The following is an 18,484-nucleotide window of genomic DNA, read 5'->3' on the forward strand; positions in this document are numbered from 1 at the left end:
GCGCATGCACACCGCCCTGTGCGACACGCTCGGCATCGAGCACCCGATCATCGGTTTCACGCCGTCCGAGCACGTCGCCGCGGCGATCAGCAAGGCCGGCGGGCTCGGCGTGCTCGGCTGCGTCCGGTTCAACGACGCCGACGAGCTGGACCGCGTGCTGGACTGGATGGACGAGCACACCGGAGGCAGGCCGTACGGCGTGGACGTCGTGATGCCGGCGAAGGTCCCGACCGAAGGCACGCAGGTCGACCTGGACAAGCTGATCCCCGAGGAGCACAAGGCGTTCGTCGAGCGCACGCTGAAGGACCTCGGCGTCCCCGAGCTGCCGGAGGACGCCGAGCAGCGCGCCGGTGTGCTGGGCTGGCTGCACTCGGTCGCACGCTCACACGTCGAGGTGGCGTTGCGGCACCCGATCAAGCTCATCGCCAACGCCCTGGGCTCACCGCCGGTGGACGTCATCGAGCAGGCACACGCACACGGCGTCCCCGTCGCGGCACTCGCGGGCAAGGCCGAGCACGCCCGGCGGCACGTCCGCAACGGCGTGGATTTCGTTGTGGCGCAAGGGTATGAGGCCGGCGGGCACACGGGCGAGATCGGCTCGATGGTGCTGCTGCCCGAGATCGTCGACGCCGTGGACGCGCCCGTGCTCGCCGCCGGGGGCATCGGCTCGGGACGGCAGGTGGCCGCGGCGCTCGCGCTCGGTGCGGCGGGTGTGTGGACGGGTTCGTTGTGGCTGGCGACGGAGGAATACCTCCAGACGATGCCGGCGTCGGCGGCCATGCAGACCGCGCTCGTGCGGGCGACCTCGTCCGACACCGTGCGCACCCGCATCTACACCGGCAAACCCGCGCGCCTGCTCAAGACCCGCTGGACCCAGGCGTGGGCCGCGCCGGACGCCCCGGAGCCGCTGCCGATGCCCTTGCAGAACCTGCTCGTCTCGCCCGCGCACAACCGCCTGCACGAGACGAACGACCCTGAGCTGGTGTCGATGCCCGCCGGGCAGATCATCGGCCGCATCGACCGCGTCCGCCCGGTCGCGGAGATCATCGAGGACCTGCTCAGCGGTTACGAGGAAGCCTTGGCGCGCCTGGAAAAGACGAGGTAGACGAGGACGCCGGCGGCCAGCACCGCGCAGCCGAGCACCACCGAGGACACGGGCAGGCTGAACGCGAGCACCACGCAGCCGACGAGTCCCACCACCGGCACCGCGGACCGGCGCAGCGTCCACGCGCTGGCGTTGGCGATCGCGTAGTAGGTCAGCACCGCGAAGGACGAGAAGCCGATCGCACCACGCAGGTCCGTGAACAGCACGAGCACCGCGACGACGAGCCCGACCGCGAGTTCGGCGCGGTGCGGCACCCCGAACCGCGGGTGCACGGCGGCCAGCACCCGCGGCAGGTGCCCGTTCCGCGCCATCGCGAACGTGGTCCGCGAGACCCCGAGGACGAGCGCCAGCAGCGAACCGAGCGCGGCCAGCGCCGCGCCGGCGCGGACCACGGGCGCCATCCCTGACGGCACCGCCTGCGCCACTGGGTCCACAAAGGACGCGAGTTGCGCCGGGCCGAGGCGCCACAACAGGGCGAGTGCGACCGCGACGTAGACGACGAGCGTCAAGGCGAGCGCGATCGGGATGGCGCGGGGGATCGTCCGTGCCGGGTCACGCACCTCCTCGCCGAGCGTCGCGATCCGCGCGTAGCCCGCGAAGGCGAAGAACAGCAGCCCGGCGGACTGCAGCACCCCGCCGGGCGAGAAGGCCGTCGAACCCGTATCGCCGTGCCCCGTGGCGAACATCGCCGCCACCGACGCGGCGAGCACGAGCAGCGTCACGGACACGATGACGCGGGTGGCGAGCGCGGACCGCTGCACGCCCCGGTAGTTGAGCGCCGTCAGCGCCAGCACCACCGCTGCCGCGACATACGGCCGCCAGCGTTCGGGCGCCACGTACGCGGCGACGGTCAGTGCCATCGCCGCGCAGCTGGCGGTCTTCCCGACGACGAACCCCCAGCCCGCCAGGTACCCCCAGAATTCGCCCAGCCGTTCCCGGCCGTACACGTACGTCCCGCCGGACGACGGGTACCGCGCGGCGAGCCGGGCCGACGAGGTCGCGTTGCAGTACGCGACGACCGCCGCGATCGCCAGCCCCGCCAGCAACCACGTTCCCGCAGCTCGCGCGGCCGGGGCGAAGGCTGCGAACACCCCGGCACCGATCATCGAACCCAGGCCGATGACCACCGCGTCGCCCGTCCCCAGCCGCCGCTTCAGCTCAGTCACGGCCACATCCAACACCATGCAACCCCGCGGGTGTCCCGTTCCGTCTTCCGGGCATGAGGTGGAAAGGAATGCTCGCCGGAATCGGAATCGTCCTGATCACCGCGACCGCGTGCGGGGAGCGGCCCGCGTCCGTTCCGCCGGCCGCGGGACCCACACCGCCGCCTTCGACGTCGGCGTCGCCCTGGCCGGAGGTCCCGACGCGGCCCGGTGGTTCGCAGCAGCCGCCGCAGGGCAGCGTGCCGGTGCCCGCGTCCCAGCTCGACGTGAGCAAGCTGTCGGAGGACTACCCGCGCCAGGTGTCCGTCTCCGCGGACGGGAAGGTGCTCTACATCCGGGCCGAGGAGGGCGGCTGCGGGCGCGCCACGGGGGAGGTGCAGCAGGAGACCGCCGAGCAGGTGGTCGTGAACCTGCGGGAGACCCAGTCCAACATGCAGGGACGGATGTGCACGATGGACATCCGCTACCCGCTGGTGTCCGTGCCGTTGAGCGAACCGCTCGGGCAGCGCAAGGTGGTGCTGGTCAGCCTGAAACAGAACCGGTGAGCCAAGTTACCGCCGAGTAAGCTGCCCGCATGGGAACCCGCCAGGTGTCGGGCACGCGCGTCGTCGCGGCCGCCCCCGAGGAGATCTTCGCCCTGCTCACCGACCCGTCGAAGCACGCGCTGCTCGACGGGTCCGGCACCGTGCGGGGCGCGCAGCCCGGTGGGCCGGAGAAACTCGAACTCGGCACGAAGTTCGGCATGGACATGAAGCTCGGCGCGCCGTACAAGATCCTCAACACGGTCGTCGAGTACGAGGAGAACCGCCTCATCGCGTGGCGGCACTTCAACGGCCACCGCTGGCGGTGGCGGCTCGAACCGGTCGAGGGCGGCACGAAGGTCACGGAGACGTTCGACTGGTCGACGGCCCGGATCCCGCTGCTGATCAGCGTGAGCTTCTTCCCGCGGAAGAACAAGCAGGGGATCGAGGCCACCCTCGACCGGCTCGTGGGAATGTTCCCGGTGAGCTCCGGCAGTTAGCTCACTCCGCGCCGGGCATGGCGACGGGCAGCCCGGCCTTGCGTGCCGACTCGGCCATGCGGCTGTCGTACGTCACGAGCGCCGTCAGCTCGGAACCGAGCTGCTCGGCGCTCGCGACGTGGATGGCGTCGAGCGAGCGCACCAGGCCCGGCACCCTGGCCGCCGCGTCCCGGATCACGTCGGTCACCTTGATCTCGTTGTGGTCCCGCAGCAGGGTGGCCATCAGGTTGGGGAAGCCGCCGATCTGGTCGCACGTGCGGACCGTCTCGACGAAGCCGATGGTGCTGGTGCAGGTCACGTCTTCGTGGGCGGAGAGGAACGCGTCCAGCGCCTCCGCGTTGCGCCGCCGTACGACGAAGGTCACCAGCGCGGAGGCGTCGAGGTAGATCACCGCTCGTGCTCCCGCATTTCGAGCAGGATCGCGAGCGGGTCCACGTCGTCCGGCACGTTGATCCGCGTGTACTGGTCCAGGTCCCTGGTCGTCAGGTTCCGCTCGGCGGGGCGGATCGCGCCCTGCGCGACCAGCTCGTCGAAGCGGCTCTGCTTCCGGGGCGGTGGCACGAGCACGGCGACGACGTCACCGTGCTTGGTCACCTCGATCGTCTCCCCCTTCTCCACGCGGGCGAAGATGGCGCTCGGGTTGTACGAGAACTCGCGAACGGTCACGGCTGTCATGGGCACCTCCTAAGGTGTCCACAAGAGTGTACAACGTGTAAGAACATTCACTTTCGGAAGCTGATCTGGAGCACCGGCTCCGAGGTCTCCGCGAAGAAGTCGTTGCCCTTGTCGTCGATGACGATGAACGCCGGGAAGTCCTCGACCTCGATCTTCCACACGGCCTCCATGCCCAGCTCCGGGTACTCGAGCACGTCGACCTGCTTGATGCAGTCCTGCGCGAGCCGGGCAGCAGGACCGCCGATCGAGCCGAGGTAGAACCCGCCGTGCTCCTTGCACGCGGCGGTCACCTGCTTCGACCGGTTGCCCTTCGCGAGCATGACCAGCGAACCGCCCGCGGCCTGGAACTGCGCCACGTACGAGTCCATCCGGCCCGCCGTCGTGGGCCCGAACGAGCCCGACGCGTACCCCTCCGGGGTCTTCGCCGGGCCGGCGTAGTACACGGGGTGGTCACGCAGGTACTGCGGCATCGGCTCGCCCGCTTCGAGCCGCTCCGCGATCTTCGCGTGCGCGATGTCGCGTGCGACGACCAGCGGGCCGCTCAGCGACAGGCGCGTCTTCACCGGCAGCGCGGACAGCTGCGCCCGGATCTCGGCCATCGGGCGGTTGAGGTCCACCTGCACGACCTCGTCCGACAGCTGGTCCTCGGTCACGTCGGGCAGGAACCGCGCCGGGTCGCGCTCCAGCTGCTCGATGAACACGCCGTCCGCGGTGATCTTCGCCTTCGCCTGCCGGTCGGCGGAGCAGGACACGGCGATCCCGACCGGGCAGGACGCGCCGTGCCGGGGGAGCCGGATCACGCGCACGTCGTGGCAGAAGTACTTGCCGCCGAACTGCGCGCCGATACCGAACTGCCGCGTCATCTCCAGCACCTGCTGCTCCAGGTCCACGTCGCGGAACCCGTGCCCCAGCTCGGACCCCTCCGTCGGCAGGTTGTCCAGGTAGCGGGCGGAGGCGAGCTTGGCGACCTTGAGGTTGAACTCAGCCGACATGCCGCCGACGACGATCGCCAGGTGGTAGGGCGGGCAGGCCGCGGTGCCGAGGCTGCGCAGCTTCTCGTCCAGGAACTTCGCCAGGCGCTTGGGGTTCAGCACCGCCTTCGTCTCCTGGTACAGGAACGTCTTGTTGGCGCTGCCGCCGCCCTTCGCCATGAACAGGAACTCGTACGACGGGTCGCCGGCACCGTCCTTGTGGTACAGCTCGATCTGCGCCGGCAGGTTCGTGCCCGTGTTCTTCTCGTCCCAGAACGTCAGCGGCGCCATCTGCGAGTACCGCAGGTTCAGCTCCTGGTACGCCTCGAAGACGCCGCGGGCCAGCGCGCGCTCGTCGTCGCCGCCGGTCAGCACGCCCTCGCTGCGCTTGCCGATCACGATCGCGGTGCCGGTGTCCTGGCACATGGGCAGCACGCCACCCGCCGAGATCGCGGCGTTGCGCAGCAGGTCCATCGCGACGAAGCGGTCGTTGCCGCTGGCCTCCGGGTCGTCCACGATCGCGCGCAGCTGCGCCAGGTGCGACGAACGCAGCAGGTGCTGGATGTCGCTGATGGCGGTGCGCGCCAGCTTCGTGAGCGCCTCGGGCGCGACTTCGAGGAACTTCCGACCGCCTGCCTCGACGACGCGGACGCCGTCGGGCGTGACGAGCCGGTACTCGGTTTCGGTGTCGCGGGCGAGCGGCAGCACGTCGGTGTACTGGAACGAGGTGGTGGTGGCGGTCAACGCACGGCTCCCTTGCACGGCGGTTCGGGTGGCCTGAGACGTTACCGCGCGAAACCCCGCGCTGACCGTGTGGTGTGGGGAAGAACTACTTCACGGCGGAACCGCCGCGGAAAGTCGGAAGGCCGGGCCCACCCCGACGGACCCGACCTTCCGCGGCAGGCGAGCGGACGCACCAGACGCCCCTCGCGAAGCTCACATCCCCAAGGACGTGTGGCCCTCGGGCGCGTTGCTTCGACCGTCTCGTGATCTAGCTCATATGTCAACGCTGCCGTTTGGGTAAACCCGCAGTTTCACGCAGTGATGGCGCTCAGCTCGCGTACGCGCGCAGCCGCTCGGCCCGCTCGCCCTGGCGCAGCTTCGCCATGACCTCGCGCTCGATCTGGCGGACGCGCTCGCGGGAGAGCCCGAAGTGCTTGCCGATCTGGTCCAGTGTGCGGGGCTGCCCGTCGTCGAGCCCGTACCGCAGCCGGATCACCGCCTGCTCGCGGTCGTCCAGCGTCGCCAGCACGCGCCGCAGGTCGTCCTGCAGCAGGCCGGAGATCACGGCGCTCTCCGCGTCGGTCGCCTCGGAGTCCTCGATGAAGTCACCCAGCGGGGCGTCCTCCTCGGTGCCGACGGGCATGTCCAGGCTCACCGGGTCACGGGCGTGGTCGAGCAGGTCGGCCACCTTGTCCGGCGCGATACCGGATTCGGCCGCCAGCTCCTCGTTCGTCGCCTCGCGGCCCAGCTGCTGGTGCAGGTCGCGCTTGATGCGCGCCAGCTTGTTGACCTGCTCCACCAGGTGCACGGGGAGGCGGATGGTGCGGCCCTGGTCGGCCATGCCCCTGGTGATGGCCTGCCGGATCCACCACGTGGCGTACGTGGAGAACTTGAACCCCTTGGAGTAGTCGAACTTCTCGACCGCGCGGATCAGACCCAGGTTCCCCTCCTGGATCAGGTCGAGCAGCGGCATCCCCCGGCCCGTGTAGCGCTTCGCGAGCGAGACGACCAGGCGGAGGTTGGCCTCCAGCAGGTGGTTCTTGGCCTGGTGCCCGTCCCTGATCAGGGCCTTCAGCTCGGCGCGGCGCTCGGCGGGCAGGTCCGGCTTGCTCTCCAGCATGTGCTGGGCGAACACCCCCGCCTCAATGCGCTTGGCCAGCTCGACCTCGTCGGCGGCGGACAGCAGTGCCGTCTTGCCGATGCCGTTGAGGTACACGCGGACGAGGTCCGCGGCGGGGCCCTGGGCGTCGAGGTCGGCGTCGAGGTTCGGCGGAACGCGTACGCTGGACTCGAGAGCCGGCTCGGAGGCGGGCTCGGGGACCACTTCACGAGTCCGCCGAGTCTTCCTTTCGAGGGTCTGTACTGACATGTTTGCCTCCCCGGTCACGGGCTGACACGTTGGTGCGTCACACCGGTTGTGCGTCGTGCGCCGAGCCTGTGGAACTCGGTGCGCGAATCCGGCTTGTCGGCCGGACATCTGGGTCAACGCCGTCGGTGCCCAAAACGTTCCCGGCTGTTTCGGAGAGTTAGACGCGTACGGCCCACCGCCCGGTTGCTCGACCAAACCTGAAGTTTCCCTGAGAAAGGAATGGTCTAGACCTCTACGAGTACCGTGAAGGGCCCGTCGTTCACGCTCCGCACAGCCATCTGCGCTCCGAAGACGCCGGTACTGACACGCGCGCCGCGCTCGCGGAGTTCAGCCACGACGCGGTCGAAAATCCGCTTCGCGGGCTCCGGGCGCGCGGCGGCGATCCACGATGGACGCCTTCCCTTGCGCGTGTCGCCGTAGAGCGTGAATTGGCTCACCAACAGCAGCGGTGCGCCCGCAGTGGCGCATGACTCCTCGTCAGCGAGGATGCGCAGCTCGTGCAGCTTCCGCGCCATCAGGGGCGCTTTGTCCGGTTCATCGTCGACGTGCACCCCGAGCAGGACCAGCAGCCCGGGCTCGTCGATCGCGCCGACGACCTCCCCGTCCACCGTGACGCTCGCCTCGGTGACCCTCGCCACCACGGCTCTCACGAGACCGGCTCCACCATGCCGTGCCGCACGAGTTCCCTCATCATCGGCAGCGCGGCCTCTTCGAGCTCCTCCGCCGTTCCGCCGTGGGCGAACGCGAGCAGTTCCAGCAGGTCCGACAGCGGCAGCACACCCCGGCAGCCCGCCAGCAAGGCGGTGGCCAGCTCGTCGACCTCGTGCTGCCACCCCGGTCCGTCGGTGCGGTGCAGGCGGCGGATGGTGGTCTCCCAGCCCTCGTCACCCGGTCCGGCGACGGTCTCCAACAGGACCGTCTCAGGCACCCGGAAGCGTGTTTCGAGCAACTCGCCGCCGTGCTCGCGCAGCCACGCGACCCGGTCCAGCCAGTGGCCCGCCTCCGGGCCCAGCGGATCGTCGTAGGCCTGCCGCAGGTCCTCGCACACGATCGTGGGGTGCGCGACCTCCGCGCGCCGCAGCGTGACGAAGCCGAACCCGACGCCCTGCACCTTGTTGTCGGCGAACCAGTCCAGCCACGCGCCCGCCTTCGCGCGGCCCTCGGGGGAACGCGGGTCGATACCGGCGTCACGCAACCAGGTGCCCACGTACAGCCCCGGATCGGCGATGTCGCGCTGCACGAACCACGCGTCGGTACCCGGCGGGAGCCACCGCGTCACACGATCGGCCCAATCCTCACCCTCGATGTGCAGCCACGAGGCGAGCAGCTGTCCCACGCCGCCTTCGTTGAGGAACGCGGGCAGCTGGCGCACCACCAGACCGGAGGCGTCGTCGCCCGCCAGCCCCGAATCGCGGTAGGTGTAGTCCACTCGCGGCGGGCCCACCACGAACGGCGGGTTGCACACGATCTGGTCGAAGCGCCGCCGTGCGACCGGTGCGAACCACTCGCCGCGCAGCAGTTCCACGTCCAGCTGGTTGAGCCGGAACGTCGCGTCCGCCAACGCCAGCGCGCGAGGCGACACGTCCGTCGCCGTGACGCGCTGAGCGTGGCGCGCGCCGTGCAGCGCCTGGACACCACAACCCGTGCCGAGGTCGAGCAGCGTGCCGACCGGTCGCCGGATGGTGGCGCGGATCAGGCTCAGCGACGCGTGCCCGACGCCGAGGACGTGCTCCGGCGGCACCTCGCCACCGAGGAGTTCCGAGTCCAGGTCCGAGATCACCCACCACTGGCCCTCGTCGTCGCCGTGCGGACGCACGTCCAGCCCGGCCCGCAGCAGTTCTCCGTCCCCACGCAGCAGCCCAACCGCGAGCGCGTCTTCGAGCGGAACGGGGGCGAGCGCGGCCTCGACGGCTTTCGCGGTCTCCGCGCCACCGAGCAGGAACAGGCGGATCAACGTGCCGAGGTCGCCGGCGTCCGCGCTCGCGCGGTACGCCAGTTCCGGCTCGTTGCGGCCCAGTGCCGCGTGCGCAGCGGCGCCGAGCGCTTCGAGGACGCCGTCCGCGTCGTAACGGGTGCGCTGGAACGCCTCACGCAGGCGGGCACAGAGGTCATCGGAAAACTCGGGAGTCACGAACGGTGATCCTCGCACGCGTGTGTTCTGATGGCCCGATGACAGACCCCTTCGCCGCCCTGGACGAGTTGCTGCCGTCGCTGCGGGAGCTGTACACCGACCTGCACCGGCACCCCGAGCTGTCGTTCAAGGAAGAACGCACGGCGGCCGAACTCGCGCGACGGCTGGAGGAGGCGGGGTACGAGGTGCACACCGGCCTCGGGGGCACGGGTGTCGCGGGCGTGCTGCGCAACGGAGGCGGGCCGGTCGTCATGCTGCGAGCCGACATCGACGCGCTGCCCGTGCAGGAGAAGACGGAGCTGCCGTACGCGAGCGAGACGCCCGGCGTGATGCACGCGTGCGGGCACGACATGCACGCCACGTGGTTGAGCGGTGCGGCGGACCTGCTCTCCCACGCGCGGGACGCGTGGCAGGGCACGCTGCTGGTCGTGTTCCAGCCGGGGGAGGAGCAGGGCTCGGGTGCGGCGGCGATGGTGCGTGACGGCCTGTTCGACCTGGTGGGGCGGCCTTCGGTGGTGCTGGGTCAGCACATCGCGCCGGGACCCGCCGGCTGGGTGCTGACGCGCCCCGGCGTGATCATGGCGGCCACGGACGCGCTGCGGATCGTGCTGCACGGCCGGGGCGGGCACGGCTCCCGCCCGGAGACGACGGTGGACCCGGCGGTGCTGGCGGCCTCGGTGGTGCTGCGCCTGCAGACGATCGTGTCGCGCGAGATCTCGGCCACCGAGTCGGCCGTGGTGACTGTGGGCCAGCTGCACGTGGGCACGGCGAACAACATCATCGCCGACGAGGCCGTGCTCGAGGTCAACGTCCGGACCTTCGACGAGCAGGTGCGGGACAAGGTGCTCGCGGCCATCGAGCGGATCGTGCGGGGCGAGGCGGCGGCCTCGGGCTGTCCGGAACCGCCCGAGATCACGTCCATCGCGAGCTTCCCGGTGACCACGAACGACGACACGGCGAACGAACGCCTCACGGGTGTGTTCCGGCGGCGGTTCGGGCCGGAGCACGTGCTGGAGGCGCCGCTCGTGACGGGCAGCGAGGACTTCAGCGAGTTCGGCCGCGCGGCCGGGGCGCCGTCGGTGTTCTGGCTCGTCGGGGGCATGGACCCGCAGGAGGTCCTCACGGCGATCTCGGAGGGCCGCTTCGAACGGGACGTGCCGTCGAACCACTCGCCGCTGTTCGCGCCGGTGGTGGACCCGACCGTGCGGGTCGGGGTCGAGACGCTCGTGACGGGAGCGCTGGAGTTCTTCGCCGTCCAAGGGTGAAAAATCCGACCCCTCCCCAGGTGTCGCCCGCGTCCGGCGAGTGGGAGCATGGAGGGCAGGAGGTGGTTCGCGTGAACGATCCGTCCCGCGGCCCGAGGGACGAGGCCGAACCGGTGCTGATCACCGAGGCCGCCCCCTCCTACGAGGACGAGCACGCCGCCCGCAAACGCAAGTACATGCTGATGATGGGCATGCGGTTCCCGTGCCTCGTGCTCGCCGGCGTCTTCTACCACACGTGGTGGCTCGCGCTGCTGTTCATCGTGATCTCGGTCCCGCTGCCGTGGGTCGCGGTGCTCATCGCCAACGACCGGCCGCCCCGCAAGGCGGAGGAGGTCAGCCGCTACCAGCGCGAGGCCAGGCAGCTCGAGCACCGCGAACACCGCGTCATCGAGGGCTGAACCTCACGGTTGCGCGCCCACGCGGGAAACCGCCCGCGCGCCCAGCCGCACCCCGGCGGCCAGAACGTCCTTTGTGGACTCACCGCGCAGCCACGCGGACAGCACGCCGGCGTTGAACGCGTCCCCGGCGCCGGTGGAATCCACGCACTCGGCCTCGTCGGCGGGCACGCTCACCACGCCGTCCGCGTCCACCCAGCTCGCACCGTCCAGGCCCGCCGTGACGGCGACCGCGCCGACGACGTCGAGCAGTTCCGCGGCCGCCGCCGGGTCCGCGGAGCCGGTGAGCGCGATCAGTTCGTCGGTGTTGGGCAGCAGCAGGTCCACGCCCCGCACGTCGTCGAGGAACGCCTGCGGATCGGTCAGCAACGCCGCCGCCTGCGGGTCCACCGACGTCGTCAGCCCGGCCTCGCGTGCCGCCGCGAGCGCGGCGAGCCCACCGGGCCGCGACGAGGGGTCGAGGAGCACGTAGCCCGACAGGTGCAGGTGGGTCGCCCCCTCCAGAGACGTCGCGGCGACGTCCTCGGCGCAGAACCGCGCGTTCGCACCCCGGTCCGGCAGCATGCTGCGCTGCCCCTCGTGGTCGACGAGGACCACGACGCAGCACGTCGGCGCTTCGGGATCGACGACGAACGCGCACCGCACCCCCGCCGACTCCAGCTCGGCGCGGATCAGCCTGCCGCCCGCGTCGTCGCCCACGCGCGCGAGCAGGGTCGTCGCCGTGTCCAGCGTCGCGAGCCACAGCGCGGTGTTCGCCCCCGCGCCGCCTCCGGCGAGCCGGATCTTCGCCCGCGAATCCCCGCCGGGGACGATGGCGTGCTGGTGCCGGGCGACCACGTCGAGGCCGGCGTCGCCGACCACCACCACGTTCACGCGAGCTCCACGGCGATCTCGGCGGCCAGCCGCGCGTTGGACAGCACCAGCGCCTCGTTCGCGTCGAGGCTCACGCCCTCGCTCGCGGTGTGGAAGTGCTCCAGCAGCACCGGCGTCACGTCCTTGCCCTGCACGCCCTTGTCCCGCACCAGCTGCAGCCCTTCGGTAAGCAGGCGCTCGTGCAGCTGTTCGTCCATTTCGGACTCCGCGGGGATCGGGTTCGCCAGCAGCACACCGGATCCGGCGTAGCGGCGGTGTGCGGCGACGACCGCGGCGGCCTGCGCGGGGTCGTCGACCCGCCACGGCACGGGGAAGTCCGAGTAGCGCAGGTAGAACGCGGGGAAGGAGTCGGTGCGGTAACCGAGCACGGGCACCGAGTTGGTCTCCAGCACCTCCAGCGTCGCGGCGATGTCGAGCACCGACTTCACGCCGGAGCACACGACGAGCGTGGGGACGCGGGCGAGCACCCCGAGGTCGGCGGAGACGTCCCAGGACTCCTGCGCGCCCAGGTGCACACCGCCGAGCCCGCCGGTCGCGAACACGCTGACGCCCGCCTGGTGCGCGAGCGCGGACGTGCTCGCCACGGTCGTCGCACCCGAGCGCCCCAGCCCGATCGCCGGGCCGAGGTCGCGCAGGGACAGCTTGTCCAGCCCCGAATCAGGCGCGCACACGCGCTCCAGCTGCGCGGGGGAGAGGCCGACGACCGGGGTGCCGTCGAGCACGGCGATGGTGGCGGGGACGGCGCCCGCGGCGCGCACGGTGTCCTCCAGCCGCTTCGCGACGTCGAGGTTGCGGCCCGGCGGCAGACCGTGGGACAGGATGGTGCTTTCGAGCGCGACGACGGGCCTGCCGCTGTTGACGGCGTCGGCGACCTCGCCGGACAGGGAAATCTGGGTCACGACGCACCATCATCAGCCACGCGGGCGCCCGCCGGTCCACGGGGTCAGTGCAGGTACTGCGCGACGCCCTCGCCGAAGGGCCAGTCCACCTGCTGGTTCTCGGTGATCGTGACGAACACGTTCCGCGGTTCGACGCTCGTCCGTTCCTCGGCGAGCTCGGCGATGCGCGCGTACAGCGCCTTCTTCTGCTCGTACAGCCGACCGGCGCGCATGGTGATGCCGACGAACACGATCCCGTCGTCCCGCGAGACCCCGAGGTAGCCGGGGTCGTAGCGCAGCTCATGGGGTTCGTGGCGGGTGATGACCTGGAAGAAGTCGTCCTGGGGGATGCCCAGTGCGTCGACCAGGGCTTGGTGGACCACGTCGCCGAAGGCGGCGAGGGTCTCGTCGTCGTGGACCGAGGAAGCATCGATGCGTACGAGCGGCATGACGTGATCGTACATACTAGTAGGTACAGAAGGAAGGTGTTTTTCCGCGGACCGCGTGCGCTGCGGCATCATGGGGACATGAGCACGACGACTCTGCCCGAGGTCGACACCCGGCCGGAAACCACGGACAGCACCGACAGCGACGAACCGAAGGTCTTCCACTACGTGCGCAAGAACAAGATCGCGGAGAGCGCGGTCATGGGCACGCACGTGATGGCGCTGTGCGGCGAGGTGTTCCCGGTGACGCGCTCGCCCAAGCCCGGCTCGCCGGTGTGCCCGGCGTGCAAGGAGATCTACGAGGGCCTCCGCCCGGGCCCCGAGGACTGATCCCGCGCCGACGTCCGCTGGAGGCCACCTGCCTCCGGCGGGCTGAGGTGTGCCCGGAAGTCACTCCGTCCGCGGCCGGTCCACGCGGGCTTCCTCGGCGACCTGGGGTGCGGCGGTCGCCCCGCCTTCGCTGCTCATCCGCTCCAGCTCGAGCCGCCGCCACCTCCGCCGCTGGCGCCGCGTCATCTTCGCGGGCCACAGCTCCTGGATGGCGCTGTTGAAGTACGCGCCGCCAACCACGGCCATCCCGATGAAGTACGTGAACAGCAGCCACGCGATCGGCGTGGCCAGCGCGCCGTAGGTGTAGCCGGTGCTGGTGATCCACCCCAGGTACAGCCGCAGCCCGATGCTGGACAGCAGGAAGATCACCATCGCCAGCGCCGCGCCGGGCAGGCCGCGGTGCCACGGCAGCCGCCGCGGCAGTGCCAGCTTGTACAGCGTCGCGAGCGCGAGGATCAGGCCCACCGCGAGCACCGGGTAGTACCCGACCCCGATCCACGTCGACAGCGTCGGGCGCCACGAGTCGGGGAAGAAGTCGGTCAGCACGTCCGGCCCGACGGCGATCACCGGCAGGCCGATCACCAGCAGGACGAGTCCGCACAGGTACAGCAGCAGCGCGAAGATCCGCTGCCACACCTCGTTGCGCACCCCGTACTGGTCGTGCGCCACGGTGATCGCGTCGACGAACGACGACATCGCCGACGAACCCGCCCACAGCGAGATCACGAACCCGACCGAGACGATCTCGCCCTTGCCGATCGTCAGGATGTCGTCGACGGTCGGCTCGATGATCTGCTGGACGACGTTCCCCGTGAACACACGCTCACAGAACGTAATGATCTTGTCGTGGACCGTGGTGACGAACCCCTGGCCGAACCAGTCGCCCATGAAGCCCAGGCTGCCTAGCAGGCCGAGCAGCAACGGCGGCAGCGACAACGTCTGCCAGAACGCCGCCTCGGCGGATTCGGAGAAGATGTTGCCGTCCCACGCCTTGGCGAAAGTGCGGCCGATCAGCCGCCGGGCACCTTTGCGGGGCGGCTGGGATCCGGTCTGCTCACTCATCGCGTGTCCAGCATGGTCCATCCGGGGACGTTTGGCTCGTCAGCGGTGTGGCGTGTTCCACTCGGCCGTGCCGATGACGGCCGCCCGGGGCCGGGACAGGTAGTCTCTTCCGAGCGCCCTCACTCCGCACCCGGCGTCGCCGCCGGCCGTCTCGTGGGGGTTTTCGCATGTGGCACCCGGGATCGGCGAGAGGAGGGGGACATCCTTGTCGGACACGGCACAGCGTAACGGGACGACCGAAACCTTCGTCGCGCCCGAACCCGAGCAGGACGTGACGCCTCGTCCGCTGCGCGCCTGGCAGCGGCGCGCACTCACCAAGTACCTCACCACCAAGCCGCGGGACTTCCTCGCGGTCGCGACCCCCGGCGCGGGCAAGACCGTGTTCGGCCTGCGCATCGCGGCCGAGCTGCTGAGCGACCGCACGGTCGAGCGGATCACCATCGTGACCCCGACCGAGCACCTCAAGCACCAGTGGGCCATCTCCGCGGCCGCCGCCGGGATCGCCATCGACTCGAACTACCGCAACGGCCAGGGCGCCACCTCCGGCGACTTCCAGGGCGTCGCGCTGACCTACGCGCAGGTCGCCGCCCACCCCACGCTGCACCGGGTCCGCACCGAGAACTACAAGACGCTCGTCATCCTCGACGAGATCCACCACGGCGGTGACGCGAAGTCCTGGGGTGACGCGATCCGCGAGGCGTTCACGCCCGCCGTGCGCCGCCTGGCGCTGACCGGTACCCCCTTCCGCAGCGACGACTCGCCGATCCCGTTCGTCAACTACGAGCCCGACGCCGACGGCGCGATGCGCAGCAAGCCCGACCACTCCTACGGCTACGCGGACGCGCTCGCCGACGGCGTCGTGCGGCCCGTGGTCTTCCTCGCGTACTCGGGTGAGGCGTCGTGGCGCACCAGCGCGGGCGAGGAGTTCACCGCGCGGCTGGGGGAGCCGCTGACGGCGGAGCAGACGGCCCGCGCGTGGCGCACCGCCCTCGACCCCGGCGGCGAGTGGGTGCCGTCGGTCCTGCAGGCCGCCGACACGCGGCTGCACCAGCTGCGCAGCGGTGGCATCCCCGACGCCGGCGGCCTGGTGATCGCCACCGACCAGGAGTCCGCGCGCGCCTACGCCCGCATCCTCGCGCGCATCACCGGTGAGGAGCCGGTGGTCGTGCTGTCGGACGACCCGAAGGCGACCAAGCGGATCGGCGAGTTCTCCGAGTCCGACGACCGCTGGCTGGTCGCCGTCCGGATGGTGTCCGAAGGCGTCGACGTGCCGCGGCTGGCGGTCGGCGTGTACGCGACGAGCGCCTCGACGCCGCTGTTCTTCGCGCAGGCGATCGGCCGGTTCGTGCGGGCGCGGCGCAAGGGCGAGACGGCGAGCGTGTTCCTGCCCAGCGTGCCGGTGCTGCTGGAGCTGGCGAGCCAGCTGGAGGCGCAGCGGGACCACGTGCTCGGCAAGCCGCACCGCGAGAAGGAGGGCTGGGACGACGAGCTGCTCGCCCAGGCCAACCGCACCGAGGACGAGCCGGGCGAGGAGGAGAAGGCCTTCACGTCGCTGGGCGCCTCCGCCGAGCTGGACCAGGTCATCTACGACGGCAACTCGTTCGGCACCGCGGTGTTCTCGGGCAGCGAGGAGGAGCAGGAGTACCTCGGGCTGCCGGGGCTGCTGGAGCCGGAGCAGGTGCGGGCGCTGCTGCGCAAGCGGCAGGAGGAGCAGCTGGCCGACGCCAAGCGGCGCAAGCCGGAGAAGGCGGCCGAGCAGGCGCCCGCACCGCGGCCGCAGTCAGTGCAGGAGCGCATCGCGTCGCTGCGCAAGGAGCTGAACACGCTGGTCGGGATGTACCACCACCGCACGAAGAAGCCGCACGGCGCCATCCACAACGAGCTGCGCCGCGTCTGCGGCGGCCCGCCCACCGCGATGGCGACGGTGGAGCAGCTGGAGGAGCGCATCGTGACGTTGCGCTCCTGGTGACCGGATCACTCAGCGCGGCCGCGGCTGGGGGTCCGGGGGCTTGCCCCCGGGTGGGGTCTGGGGGCAAGCCCCCGGAGGACATGGCTGACGAACGAAAGAGGCGAGCGCTCTCCGCGAGCGCTCGCCTCCCCAAGTCCAGTTCGTCAGCGCTGGATCTCGGCTGCCATCTCCTTGAGCTTGCCCTCGTACTCGCGGGCGTGGTGGCCGCAGAACAGCAGCTCGCCACCCGAGGAGAGGATCGCTCGTACCTGTGCTGCGGCGCCGCACCGGTCGCAACGGTCGGCAGCGGTCAATTCGGGGCGGGTGAGCGTCGGCGATGTCATGAGGGTCTCCCTCCGTCCCGGCACCGGTCGCCCGGTGCCATCGATCCAGCACGTCCACTTCGGCCCTGATGCCAGTAGCGCGGTGCCGCCGGCTCCTCCGTGTTCGTAGCTTCCACTCTTGCAGACGCTGAGCCTGCCGCAAGTGTTCCCGGCTGTGTGGGACTTGCGTCACCCTGATTTACCCCGGATGTCGTAGAACCAATCCCACCTTCCAGGACGCCGAAACCTCCCGGAAACGTCCAGACCACTCGGTTTTCCGAGGTCACCAGGTTGCGGAACGATCACGGAGGAGAAGCGCAATCCCCTCCGAGGGTCAGTTCCACCGCCGGCGCTGTTCGTTCTCAGCGAAACCCGGAACGGGCTTTCCGACCCGCCCGGGGGAGGCCGTCCGCGTGAGACACTTCACGGATGACGAAGGCAGCATCGGCGGCGGCGAAGGACCTCGCCGCTGCCGGAGTCGCCGGGGTGCACCTCGCCTGGGCCGACAACAACGGCATCCCCCGGTCCCGGATCGTGCCGATCACGGGTCTGGCCGACGCCGCCGTCCGCGGGGTCGGGGCCACCACGCTGTTCGCCGTCTTCGACAGCCACGACGCGATCACCTACGCCCACCCCGCGCTGTCCACGCCCTCCGGGGACATCCGGCTCGTGCCGGTGGTCGAGCGGCTGCGCCGCCTCGCCGGGCAGCGCGCGCTCGCGTGGGCGCCGGTCCGGCAGGTCGCCGCCGACGGCTCGCCGTGGCCGTACTGCCAGCGCAGCCTGCTGGAACGGCACGTCGCGGCCGCCGCGAAGGAGGGCTACGAGCTGCGCGCGGGCTACGAGCTGGAGTTCGCCGTCGCGCCGCTCGGCAGCACGGACGTCGCTTCCGCGCCCGGTCACCACGGCCCCGCCTACAGCCCGCACGCCCTCGTCGAACTCGACGGTTTCGTCGCCGCGCTGCTGCGGGACTTCGAGGCCAACGGGCTGGGCATCGGCCAGCTGCACGCCGAGTACGGGCTGGCGCAGGTGGAGCTGTCGCTCACCGCCACGGACCCGGTCTCGGCAGCCGACGACCAGCTGCTGGCCCGCCAGACCATCCACGCCGCCGCACACGCCCAGGGGCTGCGGGTCAGCTTCGCGCCGATGGTCAGCCTCGCCGCCGCGGGCAACGGCTGGCACCTGCACACGTCGTTGTGGCGCAAGGGCCGCAACCTGCTGTCCGGGCGCCCGGACGGCGAAGGCGCCGGCTACGTCGCGGGCCTGCTCCGCGACCTGCCCGCGCTGACCGCGATCACCGCGCCCAGCGTTCCGTCGACGATGCGCTTGCGTCCCGGCTACTTCTCGAGCGCGTACTGCTTCTGGGGAGTGGAGAACCGGGAGGCGCCGCTGCGGTTCGTGCCTGGTACGGACCTGCTGGGGCCGGGGCACGCGAACGTCGAGCTCAAGCCGTCCGACGCCTCGGCGAACCCGTACCTGGCGCTGTCGGCCGTGCTCGCCGCGGGGCTCGCGGGCGTGCGTGACAACCTGAGCCTGCCCGAGCCGGTCGCGGAGGATCCCGGCACCTGGACCGAGGAACGCCGCAGTGAGGCCGGAATCGCCCGCCTGCCAAGCACTCCAGCGGCGCAGGACGCGGCGTTGCTGGCGTCCCAACGGGTATCGGACGCGCTTGGCGAGGAGGTGCTCGGCGCCTTCCGCGCGTGCCGCGCCTCCGACGCCCGGTGGGCGGTCGACCACACGGACGAGGAGATCGTCGCGGCCCACCTCTGGCGGTACTGAGTGCGGTGGTTTCCCGGAGCACGTGAGCTG

The 18,484-nt window shown here is 70.9% G+C and carries 20 protein-coding genes; 8 read left to right on the forward strand and 12 right to left on the reverse strand.

Annotated features, from left to right (window positions below):
• The first annotated feature begins 4 nt into the window (after positions 1 to 4).
• Positions 5 to 1,105 (forward strand): NAD(P)H-dependent flavin oxidoreductase, encoded by a 1,101-nt coding sequence (locus tag BMZ92_RS20700; protein WP_091510152.1) that lies wholly within the window; start codon positions 5 to 7, stop codon positions 1,103 to 1,105.
• Here the strand turns inward: BMZ92_RS20700 and BMZ92_RS20705 are convergent.
• On the reverse strand, positions 1,066 to 2,289 hold the full coding sequence (locus tag BMZ92_RS20705; RefSeq protein WP_091510155.1) for an APC family permease: 1,224 nt from the start codon (positions 2,287 to 2,289) through the stop codon (positions 1,066 to 1,068). The genes BMZ92_RS20700 and BMZ92_RS20705 overlap by 40 nt on opposite strands.
• A 50-nt stretch (positions 2,290 to 2,339) precedes the next feature.
• On the opposite strand from BMZ92_RS20705, the gene BMZ92_RS20710 reads away from it, so the two are divergent.
• Positions 2,340 to 2,813 (forward strand): hypothetical protein, encoded by a 474-nt coding sequence (locus tag BMZ92_RS20710; RefSeq protein ID WP_091510157.1) that lies wholly within the window; start codon positions 2,340 to 2,342, stop codon positions 2,811 to 2,813.
• 29 nt (positions 2,814 to 2,842) lie between these two features.
• Positions 2,843 to 3,289 carry an SRPBCC family protein gene (locus tag BMZ92_RS20715; protein ID WP_091510160.1) on the forward strand — a complete coding sequence of 149 codons (447 nt, stop codon included), beginning with the start codon at positions 2,843 to 2,845 and terminating at the stop codon, positions 3,287 to 3,289.
• Between the two features lies 1 nt (position 3,290).
• Here BMZ92_RS20715 and BMZ92_RS20720 read toward each other — a convergent pair whose 3' ends face one another.
• The 6 genes from BMZ92_RS20720 to BMZ92_RS20745 form a co-directional block, all read right to left on the reverse strand.
• On the reverse strand, positions 3,291 to 3,680 hold the full coding sequence (locus BMZ92_RS20720; protein ID WP_091510162.1) for a type II toxin-antitoxin system VapC family toxin: 390 nt from the start codon (positions 3,678 to 3,680) through the stop codon (positions 3,291 to 3,293).
• On the reverse strand, positions 3,677 to 3,964 hold the full coding sequence (locus tag BMZ92_RS20725; protein WP_091510165.1) for a type II toxin-antitoxin system Phd/YefM family antitoxin: 288 nt from the start codon (positions 3,962 to 3,964) through the stop codon (positions 3,677 to 3,679). The genes BMZ92_RS20720 and BMZ92_RS20725 overlap by 4 nt, the downstream gene beginning before the upstream one ends.
• A 47-nt stretch (positions 3,965 to 4,011) precedes the next feature.
• Complete coding sequence (locus tag BMZ92_RS20730; RefSeq protein ID WP_091510167.1) at positions 4,012 to 5,679, reverse strand: fumarate hydratase; 1,668 nt, start codon at positions 5,677 to 5,679, stop codon at positions 4,012 to 4,014.
• 307 nt (positions 5,680 to 5,986) lie between these two features.
• Positions 5,987 to 7,027 carry a sigma-70 family RNA polymerase sigma factor gene (locus BMZ92_RS20735; RefSeq protein WP_091510169.1) on the reverse strand — a complete coding sequence of 347 codons (1,041 nt, stop codon included), beginning with the start codon at positions 7,025 to 7,027 and terminating at the stop codon, positions 5,987 to 5,989.
• Between the two features lie 224 nt (positions 7,028 to 7,251).
• Positions 7,252 to 7,677: a D-aminoacyl-tRNA deacylase gene (dtd, locus tag BMZ92_RS20740; RefSeq protein WP_091510172.1), complete on the reverse strand. Its 426-nt coding sequence runs from the start codon at positions 7,675 to 7,677 to the stop codon at positions 7,252 to 7,254.
• Positions 7,674 to 9,158: a DUF7782 domain-containing protein gene (locus BMZ92_RS20745; RefSeq protein ID WP_091510175.1), complete on the reverse strand. Its 1,485-nt coding sequence runs from the start codon at positions 9,156 to 9,158 to the stop codon at positions 7,674 to 7,676. The genes dtd and BMZ92_RS20745 overlap by 4 nt, the downstream gene beginning before the upstream one ends.
• 38 nt (positions 9,159 to 9,196) lie before the next feature.
• Between BMZ92_RS20745 and BMZ92_RS20750 the strand changes: the two genes are divergently transcribed.
• Together BMZ92_RS20750 and BMZ92_RS20755 are read left to right on the forward strand one after the other, a co-directional pair.
• Positions 9,197 to 10,423, forward strand: a complete 1,227-nt coding sequence (locus BMZ92_RS20750) for an amidohydrolase (RefSeq protein WP_091510177.1) — start codon at positions 9,197 to 9,199, stop codon at positions 10,421 to 10,423.
• A 71-nt stretch (positions 10,424 to 10,494) separates the two neighbouring features.
• Positions 10,495 to 10,821 (forward strand): DUF3099 domain-containing protein, encoded by a 327-nt coding sequence (locus BMZ92_RS20755; protein WP_091510179.1) that lies wholly within the window; start codon positions 10,495 to 10,497, stop codon positions 10,819 to 10,821.
• Positions 10,822 to 10,824: 3 nt separating this feature from the next.
• On the opposite strand, the gene BMZ92_RS20760 is transcribed toward BMZ92_RS20755, so the two are convergent.
• Genes BMZ92_RS20760 through BMZ92_RS20770 form a run of 3 tightly spaced genes read right to left on the reverse strand, consistent with a single transcriptional unit; the run spans position 10,825 to position 13,018 of the window.
• Positions 10,825 to 11,691 carry a carbohydrate kinase family protein gene (locus BMZ92_RS20760; protein ID WP_177228792.1) on the reverse strand — a complete coding sequence of 289 codons (867 nt, stop codon included), beginning with the start codon at positions 11,689 to 11,691 and terminating at the stop codon, positions 10,825 to 10,827.
• A complete protein-coding gene (locus BMZ92_RS20765; protein WP_091510182.1) occupies positions 11,688 to 12,590 on the reverse strand; it encodes a pseudouridine-5'-phosphate glycosidase in 903 nt (300 codons plus the stop codon). The genes BMZ92_RS20760 and BMZ92_RS20765 overlap by 4 nt, the downstream gene beginning before the upstream one ends.
• Positions 12,591 to 12,634: 44 nt before the next feature.
• The gene (locus tag BMZ92_RS20770; protein ID WP_091510359.1) at positions 12,635 to 13,018 is read right to left on the reverse strand and encodes a tautomerase family protein; all 384 of its coding nucleotides are present in this window, start codon (positions 13,016 to 13,018) and stop codon (positions 12,635 to 12,637) included.
• A gap of 78 nt (positions 13,019 to 13,096) precedes the next feature.
• Here BMZ92_RS20770 and BMZ92_RS20775 point away from each other — a divergent pair, with 78 nt between their 5' ends.
• Entirely contained in the window at positions 13,097 to 13,345 is a 249-nt protein-coding gene (locus BMZ92_RS20775; protein ID WP_091510184.1) for a DUF3039 domain-containing protein, read from the forward strand.
• Positions 13,346 to 13,405: 60 nt separating this feature from the next.
• Here the strand turns inward: BMZ92_RS20775 and BMZ92_RS20780 are convergent, their stop codons facing one another.
• Complete coding sequence (locus BMZ92_RS20780) at positions 13,406 to 14,407, reverse strand: YihY/virulence factor BrkB family protein (protein WP_091510186.1); 1,002 nt, start codon at positions 14,405 to 14,407, stop codon at positions 13,406 to 13,408.
• A 205-nt stretch (positions 14,408 to 14,612) separates the two neighbouring features.
• Here BMZ92_RS20780 and BMZ92_RS20785 point away from each other — a divergent pair, with 205 nt between their 5' ends.
• Positions 14,613 to 16,376, forward strand: a complete 1,764-nt coding sequence (locus tag BMZ92_RS20785) for a DEAD/DEAH box helicase (RefSeq protein WP_091510188.1) — start codon at positions 14,613 to 14,615, stop codon at positions 16,374 to 16,376.
• 143 nt (positions 16,377 to 16,519) lie between these two features.
• Here the strand turns inward: BMZ92_RS20785 and BMZ92_RS20790 are convergent, their stop codons facing one another.
• Positions 16,520 to 16,699, reverse strand: a complete 180-nt coding sequence (locus BMZ92_RS20790; RefSeq protein WP_091510190.1) for a DUF7455 domain-containing protein — start codon at positions 16,697 to 16,699, stop codon at positions 16,520 to 16,522.
• A 408-nt stretch (positions 16,700 to 17,107) separates the two neighbouring features.
• Here BMZ92_RS20790 and BMZ92_RS20795 point away from each other — a divergent pair, with 408 nt between their 5' ends.
• Positions 17,108 to 18,454 carry a type I glutamate--ammonia ligase gene (locus BMZ92_RS20795; protein ID WP_091510192.1) on the forward strand — a complete coding sequence of 449 codons (1,347 nt, stop codon included), beginning with the start codon at positions 17,108 to 17,110 and terminating at the stop codon, positions 18,452 to 18,454.
• Positions 18,455 to 18,484 lie beyond the last annotated feature (30 nt).

Origin of the sequence: Amycolatopsis sacchari (assembly GCF_900114035.1) — a bacterium.
In the GTDB taxonomy this organism is placed as follows: Bacteria; Actinomycetota; Actinomycetes; order Mycobacteriales; family Pseudonocardiaceae; genus Amycolatopsis_E; species Amycolatopsis_E sacchari.

Coding starts and splice junctions, on each gene's coding strand:
- BMZ92_RS20700 (WP_091510152.1), top strand. CDS start 5: ATGCACACCGCCCTGTGCGACACGCTCGGCATCGAGCACCCGATCATC.
- BMZ92_RS20705 (WP_091510155.1), bottom strand. CDS start 2,289: ATGGTGTTGGATGTGGCCGTGACTGAGCTGAAGCGGCGGCTGGGGACG.
- BMZ92_RS20710 (WP_091510157.1), top strand. CDS start 2,340: ATGCTCGCCGGAATCGGAATCGTCCTGATCACCGCGACCGCGTGCGGG.
- BMZ92_RS20715 (WP_091510160.1), top strand. CDS start 2,843: ATGGGAACCCGCCAGGTGTCGGGCACGCGCGTCGTCGCGGCCGCCCCC.
- BMZ92_RS20725 (WP_091510165.1), bottom strand. CDS start 3,964: ATGACAGCCGTGACCGTTCGCGAGTTCTCGTACAACCCGAGCGCCATC.
- BMZ92_RS20735 (WP_091510169.1), bottom strand. CDS start 7,027: ATGTCAGTACAGACCCTCGAAAGGAAGACTCGGCGGACTCGTGAAGTG.
- BMZ92_RS20750 (WP_091510177.1), top strand. CDS start 9,197: ATGACAGACCCCTTCGCCGCCCTGGACGAGTTGCTGCCGTCGCTGCGG.
- BMZ92_RS20770 (WP_091510359.1), bottom strand. CDS start 13,018: ATGCCGCTCGTACGCATCGATGCTTCCTCGGTCCACGACGACGAGACC.
- BMZ92_RS20775 (WP_091510184.1), top strand. CDS start 13,097: ATGAGCACGACGACTCTGCCCGAGGTCGACACCCGGCCGGAAACCACG.
- BMZ92_RS20780 (WP_091510186.1), bottom strand. CDS start 14,407: ATGAGTGAGCAGACCGGATCCCAGCCGCCCCGCAAAGGTGCCCGGCGG.
- BMZ92_RS20790 (WP_091510190.1), bottom strand. CDS start 16,699: ATGACATCGCCGACGCTCACCCGCCCCGAATTGACCGCTGCCGACCGT.
- BMZ92_RS20795 (WP_091510192.1), top strand. CDS start 17,108: ATGACGAAGGCAGCATCGGCGGCGGCGAAGGACCTCGCCGCTGCCGGA.